Origin of the sequence: Nocardioides sp. NBC_00163 (assembly GCF_045206295.1) — a bacterium.
Taxonomy (GTDB): Bacteria; Actinomycetota; Actinomycetes; order Propionibacteriales; family Nocardioidaceae; genus Nocardioides.
Genome location: NZ_CP108155.1, coordinates 115,190 through 135,545 on the forward strand (window position 1 = coordinate 115,190; position 20,356 = coordinate 135,545).

Below are 20,356 nucleotides of genomic sequence, written 5' to 3' on the forward strand. Positions count from 1 at the left end.
GCGCTCAGTGAGAGACGTTGCCGTCGTCGGGTTCGCCCAGCGACAGATGAAGGACTTCGACGGGTCGCCGAGCATGGCCGAGCTGCTCGTGCCGATCCTGGCCGAGTGCTACGAGCAGACGGGATGGGCCAAGAAGGACATCGGGTTCTGGTGCTCGGGCTCGTCCGACTATCTGGCCGGCCGGTCGTTCTCGTTCGTGAGCGCGATCGATGCGATCGGGGTGCTGCCCCCGGTCAACGAGTCGCACGTCGAGATGGACGCCGCCTGGGCGCTGTACGAGGCCTGGATCAAGATCCAGACCGGCGAGGTCGACACCGCGCTGGTCTTCGGGTTCGGCAAGGCGTCGGCGGGCGTGCTGCGCCGGACGCTGACGCTGCAGCTGGACCCCTACACGATGACGCCGCTGTGGCCCGACACCGTCTCCCTGGCGGCGCTCCAGGCGCGCCTGGGGCTCGACGCCGGACTCTGGGACGAGACCGCGCTGGCCGAGGTCGTCAACCGGTCGCTGACGGATGCGGAGAAGAACGAGTACGCCGTCCGGGCCGGTGGCTCCTCGGTGAGCGAGCTGCTCGCCCGGCCGATGTTCGCCGACCCGCTGCGCAAGCACGACTGCGCTCCGGTGACCGACGGCGCGGCCGCGATCGTGCTCGCCGCCGGCGACCGGGCGTACGACGCCAACCAGCGTCCGGCCTGGATCACCGGCATCGCGCACAGCTCCGACGGTCTCCACCTCGGCACGCGCGACCTGACGATCTCCGGATCGGCCCAGCGGGCAGCTACCGCCGTGGGCGGCACCGCGGGCGTCCAGGTCGCCGAGCTGCACGCGCCGTTCAGCCACCAGGAGCTCGTCCTGCGCTCGGCGCTCGGACTCGGTGATGACGTACAGATCAGTCCTTCGGGTGGCGCGCTCGCCGCCAACCCGATGTTCAGCGCCGGCGCGATCCGGATCGGCGAGGCCGCCAAGCGGATCTGGGATGGATCGGCCGACAAGGTGCTCGGCCACGCGACCAGCGGTCCGGCACTGCAGCAGAACCTCGTGTGCGTGATGGAAGCCCAAGAGAACGGGAGTGGCAAGTGAGCAAGGTTCCCGCGGCCGTGATCGGGATCGGCCAGACCCACCACCGCGCCAAGCGCGAGGACGTCTCGATGGCCGGGCTGTGCCGCGAGGCGATGGACCGGGCGCTCGAGGACGCCGGGTTGACCCTCGACGAGGTCGACGCCATCGTCATCGGCAAGGCGCCGGACCTGTTCGAGGGCGTGATGATGCCCGAGCTCTACCTCGCCGAGGCGCTGGGCGCGGCCGGAAAGCCGCTGCTGCGGGTTCACACCGCCGGCTCGGTGGGCGGCTCGACCGCGATCGTCGCCTCCTCGCTGGTCCAGGCCGGAGTACACAAGAAGGTCCTCACCGTCGCCTTCGAGAAGCAGTCGGAGTCCAACGCGATGTGGGCGCTCTCGGTGCCGATCCCGTTCGTGATGCCGGTGCACGCCGGTGCGGGCGGCTACTTCGCTCCGCACGTACGCTCCTACATCCGCCGCGCCAACGCGCCCTCGCACATCGGCGCGATCGTCGCCGCCAAGGACCGCAACAACGCGCTGAAGAACCCCTACGCGCACCTGCACAACGAGGGCACCACTGTCGAGTCGGTGCTCGCGTCGCAGATGCTCTGGGACCCGATCCACTACGACGAGACCTGCCCCTCCTCCGACGGCGCCTGCGCGATGGTGATCGCCGCCGAGGACGTCGCCAAGACGTATGAGGCACCCGCCTGGATCCACGGGACCGTGATGCGCTCCGAGCCCACCTCGGCCGCCGAGCGCGACCAGGTCAACCCGCAGGCGGGCCGCGAGGCCGCGGCGGCGCTGTGGAAGGCGACCGGGATCACCGACCCGGCGCGCGAGATCGACTGTGCCGAGATCTACGTGCCGTTCGCCTGGTTCGAGCCGATGTGGCTCGAGAACCTCGGCTTCGCCGCCGAGGGCTCGGGCTGGAAGCTCACCGAGGCCGGCGAGACGGCCATCGGCGGCAGCCTCCCGGTCAACATGAGCGGCGGCGTGCTCTCCTCCAACCCCATCGGCGCCTCCGGCATGCTCCGCTTCGCCGAGGCCGCCCTGCAGGTCAGGGGCCGGGCCGGCGAGCACCAGGTCGACGGCGCCCGCCGAGCGCTCGGACACGCCTACGGCGGCGGGTCGCAGTTCTTCTCGATGTGGGTCGTGGGCGACACGCCACCCTCCAACTGAGCCGCACACAATGGTTACGGATGTGACGGATGAGGCGCCTCATCCGTCACATCCGTAACGACCGTGTGCATCGGCTAACGTGAATCGGCATGGAATGCCAGACCTGTGCCATCGCAGAGAGCGAGGCTGATACGCCTCGCGGATCGATCGTGACGACCAAGCACTGGCGGGCGGCGCATGCGCTCAACACGTCACTGCCCGGCTGGCTCGTCCTGGTCGCCCGCGAGCACGTGACCGCCCTCGATGCGCTGGATGCCGAGGGGCATGCGGAACTGGGCACACTTCTCGGGCAGCTCTCGCAGGCGCTGCGCACCCTGACCCAGTGCGAGAAGACCTACGTCATGCAGTTCTCCGAGACACCGGGACACCACCACCTGCATGTCCACCTGGTCCCGCGGATGCCGGACCAGCCCGAGGACCGGACGGGGCCGAAGGTCTTCGGCTACCTCGACGTCCCCGAGGACGAGCAGATTCCGGCGACCGAGAGGGACCGTATCGGGCTCGCGATCCGCTCGACGCTCGCCAAGCAGCTCACCGGCGAGCTCAGGTGAGGGACATGAGCTACGCAGGACTGAGCAAGCTGCTGGTCGTCCCGGACGGGTTCGAGGGGCCGCGGGTGCTCACCCACGGCGACCTGACGGCGCGGCCACTGTCGCGCGAGTGCCTGGCCGATGACGTACGCGCCATCAACGCCGACCGCGAAATCATCAACGCGACCCGGGGTGGCGGGTGGCCGGACGGGCTGACGTCGGAGGAGGACGACTACATCGACCTGGTCTGGCACGAGGGCGAGTGGAAGGAGAACAAGTCGTTCTCCTACGTCCTGGAGACGCCCACGCTGGGCTACGTCGGGTGTGCCTACCTCTATCCGCTGGGCGTCCGGCAGGAGCTGAGCGAGGAACTGGCCGCGTACGACGTCGACGTCAGCTGGTGGGTGACCACCGAGGCCTACGAGCAGGGGCTCTACGAGGTGGCTTTCGAAGCGCTGAAGAAGTGGGTGCCGGCGAATTATCCGTTTCGCCGGCCCCACTTCTCCAATGTGAAGGTCCCTGGTCAGGCGTAGGTGACCGGAAGCTCCTTGATGCCGTTGATCCATGCGTGACGCAGGCGGCGCGGTGCGCCGTTGGGCTTCAGGTCGGGCATCCGGTCGGCGATCACGTCGAACATGATCCGCACCTCCATCCGGGCGAGGTTGGCGCCGATGCAGTAGTGGGCGCCGTGGCCACCGAAGGCGAGGTGGGGGTTGTGCTCGCGGGTGATGTCGAAGGTGTCGGGGTCGTCGAAGACGTCCTCGTCATGGTTGCCCGAGGCGTAGAAGATGCCGACGCGCTGGCCCTTCTTGACCAGCTGGCCGCCGACCTCGACGTCGTTGAGCGCCGTACGCTGGAAGACGGTGACCGGGGTGGCCCAGCGGATCACCTCGTCGACCATCGTGTCGGGGCGCTCCTTCTTCCACAGCTCCCACTGGTCGGGGTTGTCGAAGAAGGCCTGCATGCCGTGGGAGATCGCGTTGCGGGTGGTCTCGTTGCCGGCGACCGCGAGCAGGATGACGAAGAAGCCGAACTCGTCATCGCCCAGCGCCCCGCCCTCCAGCTCGGCGTTGACGAGCTTGGAGATGATGTCGTCCTTGGGGTCCGCCTTGCGCTCGGCGGCCAGCGTCATCGCGTACGTCAAGATCTCGATGGAGGCGGCCTCGGGGTCCGCGTTGTACTCCGGGTCGTCGTAGGCGAGCATCTGGTTGGACCAGTCGAAGAGCTTGCGCCGGTCCTCCTGCGGGACGCCGAGGAGTTCGGCGATCGCCTGGAGCGGGAGCTCGGCGGCGACCTCGGCGACGAAGTCACCCTCGCCCTTGGCCAGCGCGTCGTCGACGATGCTGTGGGCCCGCTCGACCAGACGGTCCTTGAGAGCGTTGATCGCCCGCGGGGTGAACCCGCGGCTGATGATCTGGCGCAGCTTGGTGTGGTCGGGCGCATCGTGGTGGATCAGCATCGCGCGCTGCAGCTCGACCTGCTCGCGGGTCATGTCGGGCGCGAACCGGATGATCACGCCGTTCTCGTTGGTGCCGAAGTTCTCGCTGTCCTTGGAGACGGCAAGGATGTCCTCGTGCTTGCTCACCGCCCAGAACCCGGTGTCGAGGAAGCCCGCGCGTGCCTCGGGCGTCTGCTCTACCCACCACACCGGGGCGGTCTTGCGGAGCTCGAGAAACTCCTGGAGCGGGACGCGCTCCTCGTTGAGCACGGGATCAGTCGGATCGAAATCCACGGGGAGAGCGGTCACGGGTGTGCTCCTTCGAGGTCTTTTCTGTAACACGTTCTAGTTTATGTTCACACAGTGCCCAGCATCACACAAGGGTTGCGCCAAACGAGAACACGTTCTACTTTGGAACAATCGAGTGTAACCGGTGTCACGTCATCAGGCGTGACGGTGCGCGCCCGCGCACCAGCGACTTGTCGAAACCCCCGAAGAGCGAGGTTCCATGGGCACGCCCGTCATCGTCGAAGCCGTCCGTACCCCCATCGGCAAGCGCACGGGCTGGCTCGCGGGCCTGCACCCGGGCGTTCTGCTCGGCGCCGCCCAGGTCGAGGTGCTCAAGCGCGCCGGAGTCGACCCTGACCTGGTGGATCAGGTCATCGGCGGCTGCGTCTCCCAGGCGGGCGAGCAGTCCAACAACATGGTCCGCCGCGCCTGGCTCCACGCCGGGCTGCCGATCCACACCGGGTCCACGGTCATCGACGCGCAGTGCTCCTCGGCCCAGCAGGCCACGCACCTGATCAACGCGATGATCGCCTCCGACCAGATCAAGGTCGGCATCGCCTGCGGCATCGAGTCGATGTCACGCATCCCGCTGGGCGCCAACGTGCCCAAGGGCGCCGGCGATCCACGTCCCGCAGACTGGAACATCGATCTGCCCAACCAGTTCGAGGGCGCCGACCGGATCGTCAAGAACCGCGGGTTCTCCCGCAACGAGGTCGACGAGTTCGGGCTCTGGTCGCAGGTCAAGGCGCGCCAGGCGCGCGACGCCGGGCACTTCAAGAGCCAGATCTTCGCCGTCGAAGCCCCCATGCTCGACGACGAGGGCAAGCCCACCGACTCGGTACGCACCGTCACCGAGGACCAGGGCATCCGCGACACCTCGCTCGAGAAGCTGGCCGGGCTCAGCCCGGTGCTCGAGGGTGGCACCCACACCGCCGGCACCTCCTCGCAGATCTCCGACGGCGCCTCGGCGCTGCTGCTGATGGACTCCGCGGTCGCCGCCTCGCTCGGGCTGAAGGCTCGGGCGCGGATCGTCACCTCCAACCTGGTCGGATCCGACCCCTACTACCACCTCGACGGCCCCGTCCAGGCGACCGAGAAGGCGCTGAAGGACACCGGGATGACGATCGGCGACATCGACATCGCCGAGGTCAACGAGGCTTTCGCCGGCGTGGTCATGTCCTGGGCCCAGGTGCACCAGGTCCCCGAGGAGAAGATCAACGTCAACGGCGGCGCGATCGCGCTCGGCCACCCGGTCGGCTCCACCGGCACCCGCCTGCTCACCACGGCGTTGCACGAGCTCGAGCGCCGCGACGCGAGCACCGCGCTGATCTCGATGTGCGCCGGTGGCGCTCAGGCCACCGCGACGATCATCGAGAGGATCTGATCATGCCCAAGCCCAAACTCACCGAGGCCGAGTACGTCGTCGTCGGCGCCGGCTCGGCCGGCTGTGCCGTCGCCGGCCGCCTGGCCGCGGCCGGCAAGTCGGTCATCCTGCTCGAGGCCGGGAAGAACGACAGGCGCAACTACCTGGTGACCAAGCCCGGCATGATCGGGCCCCTCCACGCCGAGCCGCGATTGAAGAAGCTCGTCGACTGGGGCTACCACACGGTCCCCCAGCAGCACGCCCGCAACCGCGAGCTCCCCCAGCCGCGCGGCAAGGTGCTCGGCGGCTCCTCGTCCATCAACGGCTTGCTGTGGGTCCGGGGCAACCGGGCGAACTACGACGCCTGGGCGGCCGAGGGCAACACCGGCTGGGACGCGGACTCGGTCAACGAGGCGTACCGGCGGGTCGAGGACTACGAGGGCGGTGCCTCCGACTACCGCGGCACCGGCGGGCCGATCAAGGTCATGAAGCACCCGCGGCCGACCGAGGCGTCGCTCTCCTTCCAACGAGCCGCCGCCGAGACCCTCGACGTGAAGGTGCTCCACGACTACAACGGCGCCGAGCAGGAGGGCGTCTCGACGTTCCAGCAGAGCGCGATCGACGGGCTGCGCTACTCGGCCTCACGGGGCTACCTCCACGACCATGAGCTGCCGAGCCTGACCACGCTCACCCAGGTGCACGTCTCGAGGATCGTGATCGAGAACGGCCGTGCGAAGGGCGTCGAGATCCTCACCAAGCAGGGTCCGCAGACGATCTCGGCGACCCAGGAGGTCATCGTCTCCGCGGGCGTCTTCGGCTCCGCGCAGCTGCTGATGCTCTCCGGAATCGGTCATTCCGCCCACCTCGCCGAGCACGGTATCCAGACCGTCCACGAGCTGCCGGTCGGTGACAACCTGCACGACCACATGTTCGTCCCGACCACCTGGGAGATGCCGACCGCGCTGCACCGCGGCACCGCCGGCTACTTCGGCAAGGCGGTCCTCAAGGAGCAGACGGTCGGCAAGTCGATCCTCGGCCACACGGTCTTCGAGACGGTCGGCTTCGTACGCACCTCGCTGGCCACCGACGTACCCGACCTGCAGCTGCACGTGCTCCCCTGGGCCTATCCCTCCCCCAACCAGGACGCGCCGATCCGCCACGAGGTCGACCCGCGGGCGGCGCTGACGGTGATGTCGTCGCTGATCTACCCGCGCTCGCGCGGCACGCTGCGGCTGCGCAGCGCCGACCCGACCGCCGAGCCGCTGATCGACTTCAACTACCTCGCCGAGCCCGACGACAAGCGCGTCCTGCTCGAGGGCGTGGAGATGATCCGCGAGATCATGGCCGCCCCGGCCTTCGGCGACCAGGTCAAGTCGGAGATCCACCCCGGCAAGGCGCTCGACGCCGAGGCCATGAAGGACGAGGTCACCAACCGCGCGACCTCGATCTACCACGGCGTCGGCTCCTGCCGGATGGGCGTCGACGAGCGGGCCGTGGTCGACCCGCAGCTCCGCGTACGCGGCATCGACGACCTCCGGGTCGCCGACGCCTCGATCATGCCGTCGATCATCGGCGGCAACACCAACGCTCCCGCGGTCATGATCGGTGACCGTTGCGCAGCCTTCGTCCTTGACGAAAGTGCGTAGAGCCATCCTTGACGAAAATCTGTAGAGCCGTCCTCGACAACCGCTGATCGGAAGCAGACATGAGCACTGACACCGCGAAGACAGCAGACGTACGCCGCCCCGACTGGATCACCGAGGAGCTGCTGGCCGAGCTGGTCTCCCGGGTCCCGTCCTCGACGGGTGCGTCCTGGAAGCTGACCGAGGTCTACACCGGTGAGGTGCTGGTGGCGCTGCCGCAGTCATCACCGGCGGACGTGGAGCGGGCCGCCGAGGCCGGCCGGGCTGCCCAGCACGCGTGGGCGGCGACCCCGCTCCGGGAGCGGCTGGCCGTCTTCAAGCGCGCCCACGAGCTGATCCTGCGCAACCAGCACAAGATCGCCGACCTCATCCAGGCCGAGTCGGGCAAGGCCCGGCGGATCGCCTTCGAGGAGGTCTGCGACCCGCCGATGGTGATCTCGCACTACCTCAAGCGGGCGCCGAAGCTGCTCAAGGACAAGAAGCGCCCGGGCGTGATGCCGGTGCTGTCGAGCTCGATCGAGCGCCACCCGCCGCGTGGTCTGGTCGGGATCATCGCGCCGTGGAACTTCCCGTTCGCGACCGGTCTCTCCGACGCGATCCCGGCGCTCATGGCCGGCAACGCGGTGCTCCTCAAGCCCGACAACAAGACGGCGCTCTCCCCGCTGTTCGGGATCTCGCTGCTCGAGGAGGCAGGCCTGCCGAAGGGCCTGTTCCAGGTGGTCTGCGGCGAGGGCCCGGATGTGGGCCCGACGATGCTGGACAACGTCGACTACGCGATGTTCACCGGCTCGACCGCGACCGGCCGGGTGATCGGCGAGCAGGCCGGGCGCAACCTGATCGGCGCCTGCCTCGAGCTCGGCGGTAAGAACCCGATGATCGTCCTCGACGACGCCGACATCGACGAGACCGTCGGCGGCTCGATGTTCGCCGTCTTCGGCAACACCGGCCAGATCTGCATGCACATCGAGCGGATCTACATCCCCGAGGCGATGTACGACGAGTTCCGCGCCAAGTTCGTCGCCGCCGTCGAAAGGATGCGGATCGAGGCGGCGTACGCCTTCGGCCCCGACCTCGGGGCGCTGGTCTCCCCCGACCATCTGGCGCGGGTGCAGTCGCACGTCGAGGACGCGGTCGCCAAGGGCGCCACCGTGCTGACCGGCGGCAAGGCGCGTCCCGACATCGGGCCGACCTTCTTCGAGCCGACGATCCTGGAGGGCACCACGAAGGAGATGCTCCACGGGGTGACCGAGACGTTCGGGCCGGTGGTCTCGCTGCACCGCTACTCGACCCTCGAGGAGGCGATCGAGCTGGCCAACGACACCGAATACGGGCTCAACGCCTCGGTGTGGACCACGAACTTCAAGCGCGCCCAGGCGATCGCGGCACGGATCGAGTCGGGCAACGTCAACATCAACGACGGCCTCGCCACGGCGTACGCCTCGAAGTCCACCCCCTCGGGCGGCATGAAGCAGTCCGGTGTCGGTGCCCGTCACGGTGACCAGGGGCTGCTGAAGTACACCGAGACCCAGAACGTCGCGACCCTGAAGAAGCAGGTCATGGGGCCGCAGGGCAAGCAGACCTTCGACGACTACGCCAAGCAGATGCAGGCGTCGCTGCGCTGGATGCGGAAGCTCCACATCCGTTGACTCCCGTCTCCCGCTACGCCGAGCTGACCCGGGAGGAGCTCGCCGAGCTCGTCCGCGAGCTCCTCCTGATCGGCCAGCTGATCGACCGCTCCGGGATGGCGTGGTGCATCTCCGCCTTCGGGCGCGAGGAGATGCTCCGGATCGCGATCGTCGAGTGGGCCGCCGCCTCGCCGATCTACACCCGGCGGATGCAGACCGCGCTGGGCTACGCGCCGGCGGTAGCCGGGCAGGGTGACGTACCGACGATCTTCAAGGGCCTCCAGCTCGACATCGGCGCACCGCCGCAGTTCATGGACTTCCGCTACACCGTCCACGACGCCCGCCACGGCGAGTTCCACCTCGACCACTGCGGTGCGCTGATGGACGTCGAGCCGATGGGCGAGGAGTACGTCCGCGGGATGTGCCACGACATCGAGGACCCCACCTTCGACGCCACCGCCATCGCGACCCACCCCCGGGCCCAGGTGCGCCCGGTCCACCGGCCGCCGAGAGTGCCGGCCGGCCGCACGCCCCACTGCCGCTGGACGGTGACCATCGACGACGCCCATCCCGAGGCGGTGGCGATCCCCGAGCTGGCCGTCAACGAGCGCTCCCGCGCGGCGCGGCTCGAGCTGGCGCCGATCGATCCGTCCGAGGACGGTGCCGCCGACTACGCCGGACCGCTGGTCTCCGACCTCGACCTGGCCGGTTTCTCCCACTCAGCGCTGGTGCGCATCGCCGACGAGGTCTGCCTGCAGATGGCCCTGCTCGACCGCGGCTTCACCCTCGCGCTGGAGTCCCGGGTGACGTCGCCCGAGCAGCTCGTCGAGATCCGCCGCAAGCAGCTGGTCGGGGTCGCCGGCATCGCCGGCTCACGCCTCGCCCGGGCGCTCTCCCTGCAGCCGGACCCCAAGGGCGCCCTGCGGCTGCTCGCGCTCCATCCGATGCTCAACCCCGCTGCGTACGTCTCGGTCGATGTGGAGGCCGACGCGCTGACCGTCCGCCCTTCGGCCGCCGACGAGGACGGCGCGTGGGTCTCGCTGATCGGGCCGGAATGGCTCGTTCCGCTCCGGGCCGCGGTGCAGGCCCTCGACCCTCACCTCGACGTCGAGGTCGGTGCGGTCGAGGGCGGCTGGCGGGTCGAGGTCGTACGCCGCACCGAACCCGCTCCCGAGGCCAACGAGGTCGCGGTGGTGAGGTTCAGCACCGGCGCGGACTTCGCCTTCGCGCCGCGCCGGTCGCTGCCGATCACGCCCGTCTGATCGTCCTGTCTGAGGTCAGCGCCTGCGCAGCGCGAGGACCGGGATGACCCGGTCGGTCTTCGCCTCGTACTCGCCGAACCCGGGGCTCATCGCCTTGAAGCGCTCCCAGGCGCCGTCGCGCTCGGCGCCGGTCAGCTCGGTCACCTCGACCTCGACCACCCCCTCGTCGGGCGTCTCGATCTTGGTCTCCGGGTGAGCGAGAAGGTTGTGGTACCACGCCGGGTTCTCGGGCGCGCCGGCCTTGGAGGCGGCGATCAGCCAGGTGTCGGGATCCGGGTGCAGGTTGGCCACCGGCGAGACCCTCTCGGTGCCGGTCTTGGCGCCGGTGTGGTGCACGAGCACGAGCCCGCGCCCGAACGGCACCGAGGTCACATTGCCGTCGTTCGAGCGGAACTCATCGATGATCGACTGGTTCCAGTCCTTGTAGTCGCTGCCAGACATGGAGTGCCTTTCCCCCGAGGAATCGGTTTTCACCCACTCTTGCAGACATGCCCAACGGGCACCGGTCAAACGCGGCGCCGTGTGGGATACCCGGTCGACCGGGTATCCCTGGACTTGACGGGCACTGAAACGCCCGTCAAGTCCACGAAGGACCCGTCTAGTCACCGCGCGGGTCTCACTCCTTGGACACCAGTGGGCCGGCCAGGCTCACCGCGCGTGGACCAGTGTTGCGATGCGGACCTGTTCGGTCCGATCGGTCACTTTCACCCGCGGGCGACCGGTCTCCTCGCCCGAGGCGCACTCGTGGGCGTCCAGGGTGTTCCAGCCGGCTTGGTCGACCACGGTCACGCCCCTCCCTGCCAACAGGTCATCGAGCGACTCTTCGGTCGGGTCGGGAAGGCCGCCCGCGGCATAGTCGTCGAGCAGGGTGCGTACGGTCTCCGCGGCACAGGCGCGGTTGGTGCCGATCACTCCGCTGGGACCGCGCTTCGCCCAGCCCGCGGTGTAGGTGGCCTCGGCCCCGATCACCCGGCCGGCCTCGTGCAGGAAGCGGCCGGTACCCGCCTCGTTCGGGACGCCGGCTACGCCCGCGGAGCGGTAGCCCGTGGCCCGGACCACCAGCCCGGCCTCGATCTCCTCGCCGCTGGCGAAGCGCACGCCGGTGACGGTCTCCGTGCCGAGGATCTCGGTGGGCGTCAGGCCGAAGCGGAGGACGAGCCGCTTCGCGGCGTCGGTACGCGGCCGGGCGGCCAGGTCGCGGAGCAGGTCGGCCTTCTGGAGCGCCCCGAAGGTGTGGGCGTTGCGTTCGGTCGTGTCCGCCTCGGTCGGCAGGGCGGTCAGGTCCGCCTCGTCGACGACGACGTCGATGCCCGGGGCGTCGGCCAGCGCCCGCAGCTCGGGGCTGGTGAAGGCGGCGTGCTCGGCGCCGCGGCGGGCAGTGACGACGACCTCGCGGATGCCGCTGGCCGCCAGGGCAGAGAGCGCGGCCGGAGCCAGGTCGGAGGCCGTCAGGGCCGCCTCGTCGGCCAGCAGCAGCCTGGCCAGGTCGAGGGCGACGTTGCCGTTGCCGATGATGACGGCTCGCTCGTGCGCGAGCGGGAAGGTGAGCTCGGCTCGGTCGGGATGGCCGTTGTACCAGCCGACGAGCTCCGCCGCGGAGGTCGAGCCGGGCAGCTCCTCCCCCGGCAGGCCGAGGCTGCGGCCCTCGCCGGCGCCGGTGGTGTAGACGACCGCGTGGTGGGCGCCGAGCAGCTCCTCGTGGGTGACGTCGCGTCCGATCTCGACGTTGTAGCGCGTCCGCACGCGGCGGTGGCGGGCCGTCTTCGCGAACCCGGAGACGATCGCCTTGGTGTCCAGGTGGTCCGGTGCGACGCCGTAGCGGACCAGGCCGTAAGGGGTCGCGAGCCGGTCGATGACGGTGATCTCGACGTCGCAGCGGCGGGTGGCAGCGAGCTCCTCGGCGACGTACCAACCGGCCGGACCGGCCCCGACCACGGCCACCTTGAGCGGTCCGTTGCCGGTGATCTTGGGGCCCAGCGACGGCAGCGGCGCGGGCTCCTCCTGCTCGCCGGTGAACTCGAAGAAGGCGGCGTTGATGTCGACGTAGGGCGCGAACGCGTCCGGGACCTCGTAGTCGGGGAAGATCGCGTTGACCGGGCAGGCGTCCTCGCACGCGCCGCAGTCGATGCACTCGTCGGGGTGGACGTAGAGCATCTCGGCGGCGCCGAAGCCCGGCTCGTCGGGCCCGGGATGGATGCAGTCGACCGGGCAGACCTCCACGCAGGAGGCGTCGTTGCAGCACGACTGGGTGATGACGTAGGTCATGAGCGCTGAGCCTTCCGCTGAGCCTTCCGTTTGGCCTTCCCGATCGTCTCCTCGACGACCGTGTTCATCCTGGCACCGTTCGGCCATCCCGCGTAGTGGCTCAGGAACACCACGATCTCGCGCAGCTCGTCCTCGGAGAGCTCGCCGTTGGCGTACGCCGCGGGCACCTGGATCCCGAGCACGTCCGCCGCACCCTGCCCGGCGAGCAGGCCGATCAGCAGAAGCCGGCGGTCGCGGGTGGTCAGGCCCGGGCGCTGCCAGATGTCCCCGAAGAGATGGTCGGCGGTGTAGCGGAAGAAGTCGCCCTCGCCGTCGGCCATGTCGAAGCCGTAGACCTCCTCCATCTTGCGCAGCCCCTTGGCGCGCTGCTCGGGAAGGTCGGCGAACTTGTCGATGCCATCACTCATGTGCTCTGAAGTCATGTGTCCGTTCCTTGTTCAGTCCTTGGGCAGCCCGAGCCCCAGCGCCAGGCGCTCGAGCGCGAGCCGGGCGAGCGGCACCTCGACGCCGAGCTCGTCGGCGAGCGCGATCGCGAAGCCGAGGTCCTTCTCCCCCAGCGCGACCACGTGGCCGAAGACGCCGTGCCAGAAGTCGGTCTCCTCGATCGGCGCGGTGGTGCCGCGGTGCATGATCGCGCCCGGGCCACCGGTGATCGCGTCGGTGTGGCGTACGACCTCACCGAGCGCCACCAGGTCGAGCCCCGCCGCCTCGGCGAGCCGCTGGGCCTCGGTGGCGGCGGTGAAGGAAGCGAAGTGGAGCAGGTTGCGGGCCAGCTTGAACCTCGTCCCGGCGCCAACCGGGCCGGCATGGACCACCTTGGAGCCCATCGCGGCCAGGACCGGGCCGGCCGCTGCGTACGCCTCCGGGCTGCCGCCCACGAGGATGGCCAAGGTGCCTTCGGCGGCTCCCATCGGACCGCCGGAGACGGGGGCATCGAGCACGTTCACCCCGTGCGGCTCGGCGGTCGCCGCGAGCTCGGCCGGTGTCTCCGGGGCCACCGTGGAGTGCACCAGGACCGTCAGTGGGTTGTGCCCCGGACGGTCACCCACAGACGTGAGCACCTCGGCGAGCACCTGGCGCACCTGGTCGTCGTCGCGCACCATCACGCTGAGTACGTCGACGACCGAGGCCAGCTCGGCGACCGAGCCGGCCGCCTTCGCACCGGCGGCACCGAGCTCGGCGACGGGCTCCTCGGCGATATCGTGCACCCACAGCTCGATCCCGTCCGTACCGGCGAGCTGGAGCGCCATCGGCTTGCCGATGTTGCCGAGCCCGACGAACCCGGCTCGCGTCCTGGGCAGCGCGGTCACAGCCGGAACGTCCCGCCGCCGTCGACGGCGATGATCTGGCCGGAGATCCACGAGGAGTCCTCGGAGAGGAGGAACTTCGCGGTCCCGACCATGTCCTCGGTGGTGCCGAGGCGCTTGATCGCCATCTGCTTCGTCATCTCCTTGGCCGCGTCACCGGCCTGGGTGCGGGTCGCCTCGGTGTCGGTCGGCCCCGGCGCGATCGCATTGACCCGGATGTCCATCCCGCCGAGCTCGTGGGCGAGCTGCTGGGTCAGGCCGTTGATGCCGACCTTTGCCAGCCCGTAGAAGCCGGAGTAGAGGTAGGCGGCGGTCGAGGACTGGTTGACGATCGCCCCGCCGCCCCGCTTCTGCATCGCCGGGTAGGCCGCGCGGGTCATCACCAGCGCCCCGTTGAGATTCACGCTCATGAACTTCTCGTAGTAGTCCCAGTCGACGGTGATCAGCAGGTCGAAGGCCATGTCGCCGTAGATCGCGGCGTTGTTGACCAGCCCGTCGATCCCGCCGTACGCCTCGGTCGTCTCGGCCACCAGCGCGGCCGCCGACGCGTGGTCGGAGACGTCGCAGCGTACGAACCTGGCGACGCCGCCGGACGCCTCGATCTCCTTGGCGACCTGCTGCCCCTTCTCCTCGTTCAGGTCGGCGACGACGACGGCGGCTCCCTCGGCGGCCAGCCCTTTGGCGTACGCCTCGCCGATCCCCTGGGCGGCGCCGGTGACGACGATGACCTTGTCCTTGAACCTCATGGTCTCTCCTGTGCTCATGCCGGCTCCGCGATCAGCTTGGTCTCGAGGTACTCCTCGAAGCCTTCGACACCCATCTCCCGGCCGAGGCCGGACTGCTTGTAGCCGCCGAAGGGGGCGTCGGGGCCGAACCACTGGCCGCCGTTGACACCGATGGTGCCGGTGCGGATCCGGGCGGCGACCGACTTCGCGCGCTCCAGCGACCCGGACTCCACGGAGCCGGAGAGGCCGTAGGGCGAGTCGTTGGCGATGCGTACGGCATCGTCGTCGCCGTCGTGCGGGATCACCGTGAGCACGGGGCCGAAGATCTCCTCGCGGGCTACGCGGGCGCTGTTGTCGAGACCGGCGACGACGGTGGGCTGGATCCAGAAGCCGCCGGCGAGGTCGCCGTCCTGGACCGCGACGGCGCCACCGGTGGCGATGCGGCCACCCTCCTCCTCGGCGAGCGCGAGGTAGCCGAGGATCCGGTCGCGCTGGACCGCGGAGATCACCGGGCCACAGATCGTGCCGGCATCGGCCGGGTCGCCCGCGCCGAGGGAGGACATCGTCGCGGCGGCCGCCTCGACGGCTGCGTCGTAAGAGTCGCGAGGCACCAGCAGCCGGGTGGTCAGAGCACAGCCCTGACCTGCGTGAACGGCTACCGAGAAAGCCGCCATCGAGGCAGCCGAGGCGATGTCGGCGTCGTCGAGGACGATCGCCGCGGACTTGCCGCCGAGCTCGAGGAAGACCTTCTTCAGGCTGGGTGCGGCGGCCGCCATGATCGCCCGGCCGGTGGCCGTGGATCCGGTGAAGGAGACCAGGTCGACCCGCGGGTCCTCGGCCAGCATCGCGGCCACCCGGTTGTCGCGCGGGGTGACGACGTTGAAGACGCCCGGCGGGAGATCGGTGTGCTCGGCCGCCAGCCGGCCCAGCTCCGCGGCCAGCCATGGCGTGTCCGGGGCGGGCTTCAGGATCACCGTGTTTCCCGCCGCCAGCGCCGGTCCGATCTTGGCGAGGTTGATCTGGTTGGGGAAGTTCCACGGCGTGATAGCGGCGACCACGCCGACGGCCTCGCGCCGCACCGTACGCCGCGAGGAGATCCCCATCGTGACCCCGACGCCGAGGTCCCGCTCCCACTCGAAGGACTCGGCGAGCTCGATGGTCCACTGCAACGTCTCGACCGGGGTGTCGAACTGCGGCCCGGCCACCAGGAACGCGGGCGCGCCGACCTCGGCGGTGGTCAGCTCGCGCAGCACCTCGGCGTTGTCGAGGATCGCCTGGTGGAGCTGGCGCAGGCACCGGATCCGGTACGCCACGTCGGTCGACCAGTCGGTCTCGTCGAAGGCCTTCCGCGCGGCCGCGATGGCGGCGTCCATGTCCTCGGCCGTCGAGTCGGGCGCGCGCCCGATCTCCTGCCCCGTGGCCGGGTTGAGGATGGCGTACGTCTCGCCGGAGCTGGCCGCGCCGAGCTTGCCGTCGACGAGCTGCTGGGCGGGCGGGTTGGTGGGGATGCGCGTCATCTCGGCAGCTCCTGGGTGACGAAGTTCCCGGCCGCCACCGGCGGCGGCCAGACGGACGAGGGCAGGTCGGCGAGGCGGTAGTGGCCTGGCTGCTCGATGCCCTTCAGCGACATCCGCTCCAGCAGCCCGGCGGTGGCCTTCTTCGCCTTGACGATGTCGAGGAAGGTGGTCGCGGTGGACCCGAGGTCGAACCAGTCCCGCTGCCAGGCGAACTCCAGCCCGTCGCCGTCGGGCCGCGGTGCGACCCCGAACCAGGAGCCGCCGATCCCCAGGATCTCGTACTCCTCGCCGGTCGCGTCGTCGACGATCCCGGCCCGCTGCCGCCAGAAGCCGATCACCATGGCGTTGACGTCGTCGATGACCGTCGCCTGGTAGTCGTAGTGCCAGCCCTCGAGCCCAGCCATCTCGGTGCCGAGCGCCCACTCCCGGATCTGCTCGCGGCCCACGGCCATGAAGTGCTCGTCGGGGGTGTACATCCAGCCGTACGTCGCGTTCTCGGCGTACACGTCGGCCAGCGGCGACCAGTTGCCGTCGGCCTCCGCCTTCCGGTTGAGGTCGAGCCAGTGGGCCCAGAACCCCTCGATCTCGGCGCGGTCCATTCAGTCCTCCAGATTGAGAGCGAAAGCGGGGCAGTACTTCACGGCCGCACGCGCGGCGGGAAGCTGCTCCTCGGACGGTTCGGTGATGCGTACGACGACCTGATAGCTGTCGTCGTCGAAGGCGAAGAGCTCCGGGGCCTCGGCGAGGCACTCCTGGTGCCCCTGGCAGAGCCCCAGGTCAGCAGCGATTCTCACGGCGACCGCCTCCGGTAGCGGACCCGGCAGGGCTGCTGGAGCTGGATCACCATCTTGGTGAAGTCGTCGGCGTACGACTCGAGCGGCTGCGCCGCCTCGAACGAGTAGTCGCGCAGGATGACCGAGAAGATGGCCTTCATCTGCATCATCGCGAACGCGTTGCCGACGCAGCGGTGCTTGCCGGCGCCGAACGGGATCCAGGTCCAGCGGTTCTGCATGTCCTCCTGGCGCGGGTCGATGTAGCGGCTCGGGTCGAAGGACGCATGCCTAGGGAAGTCGGCCTCGATCCGGTTGGAGACCCGTGGCGAGGCGGCGAGCAGGGTGCCGGCCGGGATGGTCTCGCCGAGCAGCTCGAAGTCCTCGCGCACCAGCCGCATCAGGATGATCAGGGGCGGGTGCAGCCGCAGCGTCTCCTTGAGCGCCGCCTCGAGCACCGGGATGGAGCGAAGCGCCTGGAAGGAGACATCGCTGCCGTCGGCGTACAGCTCGTCGAGCTCTTGGACGACATCGCCCATGACCTCAGGGTTCCGCAGCAGCTCGATCATCGCCCACGACGCGGTGCCGGAGGAGGTGTGGTGGCCGGCGAACATCATCGAGATGAAGACGCCGGTGATGGTGTCGGTGTCCATCTCGATCGAGATGAGCACGTCGAGCAGATCCCGCTCGTCCTTCGGCACCTTCCCACGCGCGACGCGCTTGTCGATGATCGCCTGGACCAGCGCGACGAGCTTCTCCCGGGCGGCATCGCGCATCCGGAAGCTCTCGATGTCGGCGTAGGCGTCGACGTACGCGATCGCGTCCGTGCCGTGCTCCAGCTCGTGGTAGTGCTGGGCGAAGGAGGAGTCGAGCTCCTCGCGGAACGGCTTCCCGACCAGGCACGCCGAGGTGGTGTAGATGGTCAGCTCGGCGAAGAAGTCGAGCAGGTCGATCTCGCCCTCATCGCCCCAGCCGGCGATCATCCGGCGGATCTCGGCCTCGATCGTCTGCGCGTGCCCGCGCATCATGTCGCCGCGCAGCGCCTGGTTCTTCAGCATCTGCTGCCGCTCCTCCGGAGAGGCGTCGAAGACGACGCCCTTGCCGAAGATCGGCGTCATGAACGGGTACGCGGCCGCCTGGTCGAGCACCTCGTCGGGCGCCCGGAAGAACGCCTCGTTGGCCTCGGCTCCGGTGACCAGGACGACGTCCTTGTCGGCGAGCCGAAAGCGCCCGAGGTCGCCGCACTCCTCGCGGACGCGGGTGAACAGCGAGATCGGGTCGACCCGCATCTCCGGCAGATGTCCGGTGCCGCGGATGATCTCGGGGACGCTGGGGTCCTGGTCGCCTAGGACGGTGGAGACTGTGGGGATCGTCATCGTGGCTCCTGCACAGGGGCTTCGGGGTTGACGTCGATGGTGCTGATGTGGACTCCGCGCTTGGCGGTCACGACCGACGTGATCGCGTCGGCCAGCGCCCGGGCCTTGAGGAAGTGCGGGTGGCGGGCGAGGCCCCATCTGACCCACTGCTCCAGCACGAAGCCGCCGAGCTCGGCGGGCCACTCGTTGCCGATGTCGGAGTGGGTGGGACCGGGTCGCACGATGGAGGCCCGGACGCCGGTGCCCTCGAGCTCCATCTGGAGCGCGTTGACCATGCCTTCCAGGCCCCACTTGGAGGCTGCGTACGCTCCCATGAACGGCCGCGGCTTGACCGCCACGTCGGAGGAGAGGAAGACCAGGTCGCCGCGCTGCCGCTCGATCATCCCGGGCCCGAAGGCGCGCAGGATCCGGTGGGCGCCGAGCAGGTTGACGTCGACCTGGCCGCCGAAGGTCTCGGTGGAGACGTCGACGGTCGCGCCCGGATGGGTGACGCCGGCGTTGCTGACCACGACCTCGACCTCGCCCAGGTCGGCCACCGCCTTCGCGGCGAACTCGGCGACCGACTCGTCCGAGGTCACGTCGAGGGGATGCGCGACCGCCTCTCCCCCGTCGGCCCGGATCGCGGCGGCGATCTCCTCGACCCGGTCGAGCCGCCGGGCACCGAGCGCGACCGGGAAACCTTCCGTGGCCAGCGCTTTCGCGGTCTCCGCGCCGATCCCGGAGGAGGCGCCGGTGATCACCGCCGGGCGGCGGTCGGGCTGTGCGTACTTGCTCATCTGACAGCCCTCCAGGCGAACGTGACGGGCAGCTCGGCGAACCCACGCACGCTGGTGGAGTGCACGCGGACAGCACGGCCGGCGTGGACCTCGAAGCCAGACGTACGCCGCACCAGCTCCGCCAGCACGACGCGAGCCTCCAGCCGGGCGAGGTTGGCGCCGAGACAGAAGTGCCGGCCGACGCCGAAGCTCATGATCCTGCCGAGCTCGTCGGAGGGGCGATGGATGTCGAAGACGTCCGGGGCGGTGAAGACACGGTCGTCGCGGTTGGCCGAGCCGAGCAGGACGAGCAGCTTCGACCCGGCCGGAACGACCTGGCCGTGGAGCTCGACGTCCTCGGCGACGTAGCGGGCCAGCATCTGGCTGGAGGTGTCATGTCGCAGGGTCTCCTCGATCCACGAGCCCACCGGCGCGGTGTCCTCGGGATCGGCGAAGACCTCGGCGAGCTGGGACGGGTGGGCGCCGAGGTGGAAGAGCGCGTTGCCGAGCAGCTTGGTCGTGGTCTCGTTGCCTGCCACGACCATCAGGAACAGGAACGCGATCACCTCGTGGTCGAGCAGCCGGTCGCCGTCGACCTCGGCCTCGATGAGTGCCGAGGTGAGGTCCTCGCTGGGCTGCTTGCGCCGCTGCGCGACCATCTCGGCGTAGTAGCCGATCAGCTCGAGCGCGGCTGTCATCCCGGCCTCCGGTACGTCGCGTACGCCGTCCTCACGGTGCACCACCAGGTCGGCCAGGCGGCGCACCTCGTCGCGGTCGGCGACGGGGACGCCCATCATCTCCGAGATGACGTCCATCGGGAGCTTGCCGGCGAGCTCGGCGATCCAGTCCGCCTCTCCGGTCTCGGCGCAGGCCGCGATCAGCGCGTCGAGGTAGTGGTCGGCGAGCGCCTGGATCTGCGGGGTGAGCTCGCGTACGCGGCGCGGGGTGAAACCGGCCGAGACAAGCTTGCGCAGCCGGGTCTGCTCCTTGCCGTCCAGAGCCAGGAAGGACATCACCCGATGGGCGTCGGTGTTCCAGGCGCTGGCGTCGAGCGAGACCCCCATCCGGTTGGAGAAGGTGACGTCGTTCTTCACCGCGGCGTGCACGTCGGCATGCCGGGAGAGCGCCCAGAAGTCGTCGGAGGCGTTGTAGTAGAGCGGCGCCTCGTCCCGCAGCCGGGCATAGACCGGGTAGGGGTCCTCGTGGAAGTCGTAGTCGTAGGGGTCGAAGATCTCGGTGTTAGTGCTCGTCATC

Annotated in this window: 20 protein-coding genes; 8 read left to right on the forward strand and 12 right to left on the reverse strand. The window is 69.6% G+C overall.

All coding sequences use genetic code 11. The features are described 5' to 3' along the window. The first annotated feature begins 7 nt into the window (after positions 1-7). From OG801_RS00600 to OG801_RS00615, 4 genes are all read left to right on the forward strand, one after another. The gene (locus OG801_RS00600; protein WP_406032867.1) at positions 8-1,078 is read left to right on the forward strand and encodes a thiolase domain-containing protein; all 1,071 of its coding nucleotides are present in this window, start codon (positions 8-10) and stop codon (positions 1,076-1,078) included. Further along, positions 1,075-2,238, forward strand: coding sequence for a thiolase domain-containing protein (locus OG801_RS00605; protein WP_406032869.1), 1,164 nt, complete (start codon positions 1,075-1,077; stop codon positions 2,236-2,238). Before OG801_RS00600 ends, OG801_RS00605 begins: the two co-directional genes overlap by 4 nt. Positions 2,239-2,387: 149 nt before the next feature. Next, positions 2,388-2,789: an HIT family protein gene (locus tag OG801_RS00610; RefSeq protein WP_406032871.1), complete on the forward strand. Its 402-nt coding sequence runs from the start codon at positions 2,388-2,390 to the stop codon at positions 2,787-2,789. A 5-nt stretch (positions 2,790-2,794) separates the two neighbouring features. Next, positions 2,795-3,301 (forward strand): GNAT family N-acetyltransferase, encoded by a 507-nt coding sequence (locus OG801_RS00615; RefSeq protein WP_406032873.1) that lies wholly within the window; start codon positions 2,795-2,797, stop codon positions 3,299-3,301. Here OG801_RS00615 and OG801_RS00620 read toward each other — a convergent pair. Next, the gene (locus OG801_RS00620) at positions 3,292-4,515 is read right to left on the reverse strand and encodes a cytochrome P450 (protein ID WP_406032875.1); all 1,224 of its coding nucleotides are present in this window, start codon (positions 4,513-4,515) and stop codon (positions 3,292-3,294) included. The genes OG801_RS00615 and OG801_RS00620 overlap by 10 nt on opposite strands. A 199-nt stretch (positions 4,516-4,714) precedes the next feature. On the opposite strand from OG801_RS00620, the gene OG801_RS00625 reads away from it, so the two are divergent. The 4 genes from OG801_RS00625 to OG801_RS00640 are packed head-to-tail and all read left to right on the forward strand — an operon-like array spanning position 4,715 to position 10,387. Then, positions 4,715-5,878: a steroid 3-ketoacyl-CoA thiolase gene (locus OG801_RS00625; RefSeq protein WP_406032877.1), complete on the forward strand. Its 1,164-nt coding sequence runs from the start codon at positions 4,715-4,717 to the stop codon at positions 5,876-5,878. A 2-nt stretch (positions 5,879-5,880) separates the two neighbouring features. Beyond that, positions 5,881-7,503 carry a GMC family oxidoreductase gene (locus tag OG801_RS00630; RefSeq protein ID WP_406032879.1) on the forward strand — a complete coding sequence of 541 codons (1,623 nt, stop codon included), beginning with the start codon at positions 5,881-5,883 and terminating at the stop codon, positions 7,501-7,503. A gap of 59 nt (positions 7,504-7,562) precedes the next feature. Next, positions 7,563-9,146, forward strand: coding sequence for a succinic semialdehyde dehydrogenase (locus tag OG801_RS00635; RefSeq protein WP_406032881.1), 1,584 nt, complete (start codon positions 7,563-7,565; stop codon positions 9,144-9,146). After that, a complete protein-coding gene (locus tag OG801_RS00640; RefSeq protein WP_406032883.1) occupies positions 9,143-10,387 on the forward strand; it encodes a hypothetical protein in 1,245 nt (414 codons plus the stop codon). The genes OG801_RS00635 and OG801_RS00640 overlap by 4 nt, the downstream gene beginning before the upstream one ends. Positions 10,388-10,402: 15 nt before the next feature. Here the strand turns inward: OG801_RS00640 and OG801_RS00645 are convergent, their stop codons facing one another. The 11 genes from OG801_RS00645 to OG801_RS00695 all read right to left on the reverse strand — a co-directional run bounded on the left by OG801_RS00645 (position 10,403) and on the right by OG801_RS00695 (position 20,355). Continuing rightward, positions 10,403-10,828 carry a nitroreductase/quinone reductase family protein gene (locus tag OG801_RS00645; protein ID WP_406032885.1) on the reverse strand — a complete coding sequence of 142 codons (426 nt, stop codon included), beginning with the start codon at positions 10,826-10,828 and terminating at the stop codon, positions 10,403-10,405. Positions 10,829-11,035: 207 nt separating this feature from the next. Then, a complete protein-coding gene (locus tag OG801_RS00650) occupies positions 11,036-12,652 on the reverse strand; it encodes an FAD-dependent oxidoreductase (RefSeq protein ID WP_406032887.1) in 1,617 nt (538 codons plus the stop codon). Continuing rightward, positions 12,649-13,074 carry a carboxymuconolactone decarboxylase family protein gene (locus OG801_RS00655; RefSeq protein WP_406032889.1) on the reverse strand — a complete coding sequence of 142 codons (426 nt, stop codon included), beginning with the start codon at positions 13,072-13,074 and terminating at the stop codon, positions 12,649-12,651. Before OG801_RS00655 ends, OG801_RS00650 begins: the two co-directional genes overlap by 4 nt. Positions 13,075-13,089: 15 nt before the next feature. Continuing rightward, positions 13,090-13,962: an NAD(P)-dependent oxidoreductase gene (locus OG801_RS00660; RefSeq protein ID WP_406032891.1), complete on the reverse strand. Its 873-nt coding sequence runs from the start codon at positions 13,960-13,962 to the stop codon at positions 13,090-13,092. After that, positions 13,959-14,723: an SDR family oxidoreductase gene (locus tag OG801_RS00665; RefSeq protein WP_406032893.1), complete on the reverse strand. Its 765-nt coding sequence runs from the start codon at positions 14,721-14,723 to the stop codon at positions 13,959-13,961. Before OG801_RS00665 ends, OG801_RS00660 begins: the two co-directional genes overlap by 4 nt. Next, positions 14,720-16,201, reverse strand: coding sequence for an aldehyde dehydrogenase (locus OG801_RS00670; protein WP_406032895.1), 1,482 nt, complete (start codon positions 16,199-16,201; stop codon positions 14,720-14,722). Before OG801_RS00670 ends, OG801_RS00665 begins: the two co-directional genes overlap by 4 nt. Further along, a complete protein-coding gene (locus OG801_RS00675) occupies positions 16,198-16,800 on the reverse strand; it encodes a hypothetical protein (protein ID WP_406032897.1) in 603 nt (200 codons plus the stop codon). The genes OG801_RS00670 and OG801_RS00675 overlap by 4 nt, the downstream gene beginning before the upstream one ends. After that, complete coding sequence (locus OG801_RS00680) at positions 16,801-16,995, reverse strand: ferredoxin (RefSeq protein WP_406032899.1); 195 nt, start codon at positions 16,993-16,995, stop codon at positions 16,801-16,803. Beyond that, positions 16,992-18,347, reverse strand: a complete 1,356-nt coding sequence (locus OG801_RS00685; RefSeq protein WP_406032901.1) for a cytochrome P450 — start codon at positions 18,345-18,347, stop codon at positions 16,992-16,994. Before OG801_RS00685 ends, OG801_RS00680 begins: the two co-directional genes overlap by 4 nt. Continuing rightward, on the reverse strand, positions 18,344-19,123 hold the full coding sequence (locus tag OG801_RS00690) for an SDR family oxidoreductase (protein ID WP_406032903.1): 780 nt from the start codon (positions 19,121-19,123) through the stop codon (positions 18,344-18,346). Before OG801_RS00690 ends, OG801_RS00685 begins: the two co-directional genes overlap by 4 nt. Next, positions 19,120-20,355: a cytochrome P450 gene (locus OG801_RS00695; protein WP_406032904.1), complete on the reverse strand. Its 1,236-nt coding sequence runs from the start codon at positions 20,353-20,355 to the stop codon at positions 19,120-19,122. The genes OG801_RS00690 and OG801_RS00695 overlap by 4 nt, the downstream gene beginning before the upstream one ends. Position 20,356: the final 1 nt, after the last annotated feature.

Bases quoted from the DNA above. Each gene is read 5' to 3' on its own strand.
- OG801_RS00675 (WP_406032897.1), bottom strand. From the start codon at position 16,800: ATGGACCGCGCCGAGATCGAGGGGTTCTGGGCCCACTGGCTCGACCTC.
- OG801_RS00625 (WP_406032877.1), top strand. From the start codon at position 4,715: ATGGGCACGCCCGTCATCGTCGAAGCCGTCCGTACCCCCATCGGCAAG.
- OG801_RS00685 (WP_406032901.1), bottom strand. From the start codon at position 18,347: ATGACGATCCCCACAGTCTCCACCGTCCTAGGCGACCAGGACCCCAGC.
- OG801_RS00695 (WP_406032904.1), bottom strand. From the start codon at position 20,355: ATGACGAGCACTAACACCGAGATCTTCGACCCCTACGACTACGACTTC.
- OG801_RS00635 (WP_406032881.1), top strand. From the start codon at position 7,563: ATGAGCACTGACACCGCGAAGACAGCAGACGTACGCCGCCCCGACTGG.
- OG801_RS00645 (WP_406032885.1), bottom strand. From the start codon at position 10,828: ATGTCTGGCAGCGACTACAAGGACTGGAACCAGTCGATCATCGATGAG.
- OG801_RS00665 (WP_406032893.1), bottom strand. From the start codon at position 14,723: ATGAGCACAGGAGAGACCATGAGGTTCAAGGACAAGGTCATCGTCGTC.
- OG801_RS00650 (WP_406032887.1), bottom strand. From the start codon at position 12,652: ATGACCTACGTCATCACCCAGTCGTGCTGCAACGACGCCTCCTGCGTG.
- OG801_RS00630 (WP_406032879.1), top strand. From the start codon at position 5,881: ATGCCCAAGCCCAAACTCACCGAGGCCGAGTACGTCGTCGTCGGCGCC.
- OG801_RS00615 (WP_406032873.1), top strand. From the start codon at position 2,795: ATGAGCTACGCAGGACTGAGCAAGCTGCTGGTCGTCCCGGACGGGTTC.
- OG801_RS00670 (WP_406032895.1), bottom strand. From the start codon at position 16,201: ATGACGCGCATCCCCACCAACCCGCCCGCCCAGCAGCTCGTCGACGGC.
- OG801_RS00655 (WP_406032889.1), bottom strand. From the start codon at position 13,074: ATGACTTCAGAGCACATGAGTGATGGCATCGACAAGTTCGCCGACCTT.
- OG801_RS00690 (WP_406032903.1), bottom strand. From the start codon at position 19,123: ATGAGCAAGTACGCACAGCCCGACCGCCGCCCGGCGGTGATCACCGGC.